5 protein-coding genes and 1 pseudogene are annotated in these 5,913 nt (G+C 59.6%); 1 reads left to right on the top strand and 5 read right to left on the bottom strand.

The annotated features are described in order from the left end of the window. The coding region (locus tag NW862_RS12560) for a nuclease-related domain-containing protein (RefSeq protein ID WP_414427239.1) at window positions 1-721 on the bottom strand (721 nt) is incomplete at its 3' end. Window positions 722-796: 75 nt separating this feature from the next. Beyond that, window positions 797-1,822, bottom strand: a complete 1,026-nt coding sequence (locus tag NW862_RS12555) for an ABC transporter permease (protein ID WP_414339001.1) — start codon at window positions 1,820-1,822, stop codon at window positions 797-799. 233 nt (window positions 1,823-2,055) lie between these two features. Between NW862_RS12555 and NW862_RS12550 the strand changes: the two genes are divergently transcribed. Beyond that, entirely contained in the window at window positions 2,056-3,012 is a 957-nt protein-coding gene (locus NW862_RS12550; protein ID WP_414348761.1) for an NAD-dependent epimerase/dehydratase family protein, read from the top strand. 76 nt (window positions 3,013-3,088) lie between these two features. Here NW862_RS12550 and cobW read toward each other — a convergent pair whose 3' ends face one another. The 3 genes and pseudogenes from cobW to NW862_RS12535 form a co-directional block, all read right to left on the bottom strand. Next, entirely contained in the window at window positions 3,089-4,147 is a 1,059-nt protein-coding gene (gene cobW / locus NW862_RS12545) for a cobalamin biosynthesis protein CobW (protein ID WP_414427238.1), read from the bottom strand. 129 nt (window positions 4,148-4,276) lie between these two features. Further along, window positions 4,277-5,626, bottom strand: coding sequence for a photosystem II reaction center protein CP43 (psbC, locus tag NW862_RS12540; protein ID WP_414335970.1), 1,350 nt, complete (start codon window positions 5,624-5,626; stop codon window positions 4,277-4,279). 211 nt (window positions 5,627-5,837) lie between these two features. Then, window positions 5,838-5,913 (bottom strand): annotated as a pseudogene (locus tag NW862_RS12535) (photosystem II protein D2); the annotation flags it as partial.

The raw sequence follows: 5,913 nt of genomic DNA, 5'->3' as shown, positions 1-5,913 counted from the left end.
CCTCAGGATATTGGGTGGCAATTTTGCGTTGGTCTTCATCGAGTTTGAAGATCCCTTCTTGGACGCGCCGGATCACCATTTGTGAATCGTAGCCATAGTTAGGCTGGCTATTGGTAGCATCTTCCAAATCTAAGCCCAAATGCCGAACAATCTGCTTTAGCTTTCCTTCGTGGAGAGGAGCTTGGGCAACCCGCCTAGCCTCATACAATCTTTGTTTCAGATGCTCGGGTTTCTCCAGATCATCAGCAAACACCAAGGCCCCTATAAGTGGCGGATCCCCAAAACGTTCTTGCCATTCCTGCCGCCGGATCCGGGGCAAAGCCACCCGCTTATCAAAGTTGATCTGATCTATTAGCGTTTGTATATCCAATTTTTTCCGCAGTAAATCCTTGACTTGAAACATTTGACTGCCTGCTTGTTGTAAAGGGGTTTCTGTTTCTTTTTGCCACTGCCGCATGCGCCATTCGTTGTTGTTGATGCTCTCAATATTGTACAGATTAAAGCCCTTACACTCGAACACCCAAATCCCCAATTCAGCATGAATCAGGAGGATGTCGATCTCAGCCCTGGGATTGCCTCGGCGATGATTATAAAGAACAGCTCGATGGAAAAGATAACCCGCGTCCGCTCCTAGCCCTTGGCGTAGCGCATTCCATACCACTGCCTCCGCAGCTATTCCTGGCAAGCTGTCGTCCAGAGCGCCGTCGGGTCGAAAGTGCATGGGGGATCCCTCATTTTCCAACTTGAACCCAATGTACAACAGAAACCTGAGCTCTTGGGGAAGGATCCAGGGCTCTTAAAGCAAAGACTCAGGCCGGATCCGCGGATCCACCCACATCAAGAGCAGATCGGCTAATAGGTTGCCCAAAATCAGCATCACCGCTCCCAGCAAAAGCCCGGCCATCACCACGTTGATGTCAAAGCTTTGGACGGCTTCCAAGAGCAGCTTGCCCAGCCCCGGCCAATTGAAGAAAAACTCGGCAATGAAGGAGCCGCTGAGCAGATTGGCAAACTCAAAGCCCAAAATCGTGATCAAGGGGTTGACGGCGTTGCGCAATGCATGCAGCCAGATCACCCGCCATTCAGGAATGCCCCGTGCCCGCGCCGCCTGGATGTATTCCTGCCGCAGCACGTCCAAGAAGTTGCCGCGGGTAATCCGCTGCAGCCCGGCAAAGCTGGTAATGCTCAGGGCCAGCGTGGGCAAGAGCAGGTGGCGGCCCAGATCCAGCAGCTTCCCCCCCCAACCGAGCTCGGCAAAATAAACACTGGTCATTCCCCCTACCGGCAACCAGCCCACGTTTTGAGCCACGATCAGCAGCAAAATGGCCAGCACAAAGCTGGGCATGGCCTGCCCCAGGTAGCTGAGCAACTGCAACGCCCGATCCAAAGGAGTGTTCTGCCGCAGCGCCCCCAGGATCCCCAGAGGAATGGCAATTAGCCAAGTTAGCAAAACAGAGCACACTGCCAACAGCAAGGTGGCGCCGGCGCGGGAGAGGATGAGTTGCGCCACCGGCACGCGGTATGTGTAGCTGACGCCAAAATCCCCCTGCAGCAGATTGCTCAGCCAGGTCAAATACTGCCAAATCAAGGGCTTATCCAGGCCCAGCCGTGCCTCTTCCTGGGCGATAAACTCTTGGCTGACACTGGGATCCGCCCGCAAGGGATCCAAAAAATCGCCGGGAGCCAGTTGCAAGAGCAAAAAGCTGAGCACCGTGATCAGCAGTAGCACCGGCACCGCTTGGGCCAGCCGCTGCAAGACCAAGGCCAGCGGTGGCCACAGACTGAAAGCGCGCCTGCTAGGGGAAGAGGAGGTTACGGCCACAGACAGAGGTCGAGTTGAGCGCGGTCTTAGCTGGGATCCCGGTAGGGGATCCTTGTCGAACTATGCTGCCATTCTTCGGGCCAGATTTCTAGCCTGCTGCCCGGCTTGGAACAGGGTGCAGTTGCCCGGACTTGCCGTCAGAGGAATTGGGGGTTAAGCCGCTCCGGCAGGCGCAAGCCAAGGCGGTAGACTAGTCAAAAGCTTTTTCGATGAGTTGCCGTTGGGAAGATCTCTTGCGAAACCTGTTTCTTACCGGCGCTAGCGGCTGTCTGGGGCACTATGTGTTGGAGCGCCTGGCCCAGCAAAGGGATCCCGAGTTTCCGGAGCGGCCCGCCTACCACCTCTACATTCTTATTCGCAACCCCAGCCGCCTGCGGCTGCCCCCGGAACGGCTGCCCGCCCCCATCACCCTGGTGCCCGGCGATCTGCTGCACATCCGCGAGCACGCTGCCCTGCTGCAACAGATGGATGGGCTGATCCACATGGCGGCGGCTTGGGGGGATCCCACCCTAACCTGGGCGGTGAATGTTACCCACACTCTGGAGCTCTTTCAGTTGTTGGATCCCCGGCGCTGCCAGCAGGTGATCTACTTTTCCACCGCCAGCCTTTTGGATCAGGCGTTACAACCCTTGGCCATCGCCGGCCAGGCCGGCACCGACTACATCCGCAGCAAGTACGCGATGCTGCTGCAACGGCAGGAAAGCTGCTTCTGGCCGGATCGGCTGCTGACGCTCTACCCCACCCTACTGTTTGGCGGCAGCCCCCACCACCCCTATTCCCACATCACCGCCGGCCTCAAGGATGTGCTCCGCTGGCTGGATCTCATCCGCTTTTTGCGGGTGGATGCCAGCTTCCACTTCATCCACGCTGCCGATGTGGCAGAGATGGTGGCCTACTGGGTAGCCCATCCGCCCGGTGGCGGCGATTGGGTGTTGGGCAACCCCCCTCTGTCTGTGGATGAGTGCGTGGAACAGGTGTGCGCCTATTTCAGAAAGCGGATCTACTTCCGCCTGCCCTTGCCCCTCGGACTCCTCCGCAGCTTGGCTTTTCTGTTTGGGGTGCGGCTTTCGGCGTGGGACGAGTACTGTCTGCGCCACCGCCATTTTGTCTATCCGGCCCTCTCGCCAGCAGCCCTGGGCTTGCCCTGCCACTTCCCCACCGTGGCCTCTCTCCTAGATGCCTACCTCTAGGCCGCTTTTATAGGGTCACGCCAACTCCCCTCTCCCAGAGGGAGAGGGGCTGGGGGTGAGGGGATCCCGACAGGGATCAGCCGGTAAAGGCCGCTGCTTCTCTGTGAGCCAAGCCCTGAAGCTGAGCGGCAATGCGCTCCCGGTTAAGCCTCTGCCCGATGAACACTAGGCGGGTCAACCGCGGCTCTTGCGGGCGCCAGGGCCGGTCGTAGTAGGTTTCAAATCGCCCTCCCACTCCCTGCAGCACCAGCCGCATCGGCTTGTGGGGCACGGCCACAAACCCCTTCACCCGGTAGAGGCATTCCTCTTGAGCCAGTTGACGCAGTTGGGCAACTAGGGATCCCGGCTCATAGCCCCCCTCCAGGCTCAGGTAAAAAGACTCGAAGGCCTCGTGCTCGTGCTCCTCCTCGTGGTCGTGGTGGCTGGGGCGGCGCTCCAACTGATCTTCCACCGCCGCCTGCAAGCCCAAGAGCACTTCTGGGGCAACCTGGCCCCGCTCACAGGGGAGGACTCGAACCTCAGGGCGCAATTGTTGCCGCAGCCAGCTCTCCACGCGCGCTCGCTCCGACAACGTGATCTGATCCACCTTGCTCAGCAGCACCAAATCGGCGCAGCTCAACTGATCCGCAAACAGCTCCTCAATGGGCGTCTCGTGATCCAGGCTCGCATCGGCCTGCCGCTGCGCTTCCAGCGCCGCCCGATCCCCCACCAGTTGCCCAGAAGCCAGAGCCTGACCGTCCACCACTGCAATCACCGCATCCACCGTGGCGCCGGTGCGAAGGGTTGGCCAGCGGAAAGCCTGCACCAGAGGCTTAGGCAAGGCCAATCCTGAAGTCTCAATCAGGATGCCGTCCAGCTCCGCCCGCCGTTGCAGCAGGGTTTCCATGGTGGGCAAAAATTCCTCCTGCACCGTGCAGCAGAGGCAGCCGTTGGCCAGCTCCAAAATGGGGATGGATCCCTCTCCCTCGCAACGTTGGCAATCCCGCAGCAGTTCGCCATCAATGCCCACTTCGCCAAACTCATTGACCAAAACGGCGATGCGGCGGCCCTGGTTGTTGAGCAACAGGTGACGGATCACCGTGGTCTTGCCGGATCCCAAAAATCCGGTGATGACCGTAACCGGGACTTTGTGCATCTTTACCGAACATTCAGCCTTCTCAGTCTCTATCCTCTCTTCCTTCTCTGCCAATCCTGGCGGGGGGGATCCCCAAAAAAAAGGCCCCCTACCGGGGGCCAAAGGTTGATCTCCGAGAGACTTCCGTGCTTATCGGATCGGCTTCATCCGGTAAACCGGCTCGTTCTCGCGGCTGATCCCTTTCTCAAAGCCGGCAGCAGCGGCACGGGCGCGACCGGCATGCCACAGGTGGCCAACGAAGAACAGGAAGCCGAAGATGAAGTTGTGGGCTGCCAGCCAGGTGCGCGGGCTGGTGAAGTTCACCGTGTTGATCTCGGTCGCCACACCCCCCACCGAGTTCAGGGATCCCAGTGGCGCGTGGGTCATGTACTCCACCGCACGGCGAGCTTGCCAGGGTTGGATGTCGTTTTTCAACTTATCCAGATCCAAGCCATTGGGGCCCAGCAGCGGCTCTTTCCAGGGCGCCCGCACATCCCAGAAGCGCATCGTCTCACCGCCGAAGATGATCTCGCCCGTGGGGGAGCGCATCAGGTACTTACCCAGACCGGTGGGGCCTTGGGCCTGGCCGATGTTCGCCCCCAGGCGCTGGTCGCGCACGATAAAGGTGAGGGCTTGCGCTTGCGAGGCTTCAGGGCCGGTGGGGCCGTAGAACTCGCTGGGGTAAACAGTGTTGTTGAACCAGATGTAGCAGGTGGCAATAAAGCTCATCAGCGAGACCGCCGCCAAGCTGTAGGAGAGATAAGCTTCCCCCGACCAGATGAAGGCACGGCGGGCCCAGCCAAAAGGCTTGGTGAGGATGTGCCAGATCCCACCGGCAATGCAGATGATGCCGATGTAGATATGGCCGCCGATCACATCCTCCATGTTGTCCACGCTGATGATCCAGCCGTCGCCGCCGAAGGGAGACTTGAACAGGTAGCCGAAGATCACCGCCGGGTTGAGGGTGGGGTTGGTGATCACTCGCACATCGCCACCGCCGGGAGCCCAGGTGTCATAGACACCGCCAAACCACATGGCCTTGGCCACCAACAGGAAAGCCCCCAACCCCAAGAGGATGAGGTGGATCCCCAAGATGGTGGTCATCTTGTTCTTGTCTTTCCAGTCGTAGCCGAAGAAGGGGAAAGACTGCTCCAGGGTTTCTGGGCCGCGCACGGCGTGATAGATGCCCCCCAACCCCAGCACTGCGCTGGAGATCAAGTGCAGCACGCCGATCACAAAGTAGGGGTAGGTGTCGATAACTTCGCCGCCCGGGCCAACCCCCCAGCCCAGAGTGGCCACGTGGGGCATCAGGATCAGGCCCTGCTCGTACATAGGCCGATCCGGCGTGAAGTGAGCCACCTCAAACAGCAGCATCGCTCCCGCCCAGAAGACGATCAGGCCGGCGTGGGCCACGTGGGCACCCAAGAGCCGACCGGAGAGATTGATCAAGCGAGCATTCCCGGCCCACCAGGCAAACCCGCCCTGGGTGCGATCCTGCATCGCTGCGGAACCAAAGGTCGTTGAAGTCACTGAGGCCAGCCTCCAAAAAGAGTAACAGTCAGTACAGCAGAAGATAGAGGTGAAAAGCAAAGGAGCTTAAGAATGGCCGAGCGCCTACCCATCCAATCCAAGGCTTGAATAGGCGAACGCTCGGCCCCGGCTCTCACGTGAAGGATCGAGAGAACTCAAGCGTTCGACAGCCAGCGCCAGTTTAGAGCGCGTTGCCGCGGGGTAGGACTTCTTCGGGGAACTCAAAGCGCTCGTGCGGCTGGTCCTGCGGCGCCATC

Source organism: Synechococcus sp. H55.8 (assembly GCF_047462375.1).
Lineage (GTDB): Bacteria > Cyanobacteriota > Cyanobacteriia > Thermostichales > Thermostichaceae > Thermostichus.
This window is presented reverse-complemented; position numbering and strand designations above follow the sequence as displayed.